The 281-nt window shown below is 58.4% G+C and carries 1 protein-coding gene; it reads left to right on the forward strand.

The annotated features are described in order from the left end of the window. Positions 1-281: GTP-binding protein (locus tag AAHM40_RS27115; RefSeq protein WP_342247454.1), on the forward strand; the 281-nt coding region annotated here is incomplete at both ends.

Raw genomic sequence — 281 nt, forward strand, 5'->3', positions numbered from 1 at the left:
GAACGTAACAAACCGCACGTCAACGTCGGCACCATTGGTCACGTTGACCATGGCAAGACCACTCTGACTGCTGCACTGACCAAGGTCTGCTCCGAGACCTGGGGCGGTTCCGCTCGTGCGTTCGACCAGATCGACAACGCGCCGGAAGAGAAGGCTCGCGGTATCACCATCAACACCTCCCACGTTGAGTACGATTCCGCCGTTCGCCACTACGCTCACGTTGACTGCCCTGGTCACGCTGACTATGTGAAGAACATGATCACCGGTGCTGCCCAGATGGA

This window comes from Pseudomonas sp. OTU5201 (genome assembly GCF_038440135.1).
Taxonomy (GTDB): Bacteria; Pseudomonadota; Gammaproteobacteria; order Pseudomonadales; family Pseudomonadaceae; genus Metapseudomonas; species Metapseudomonas resinovorans.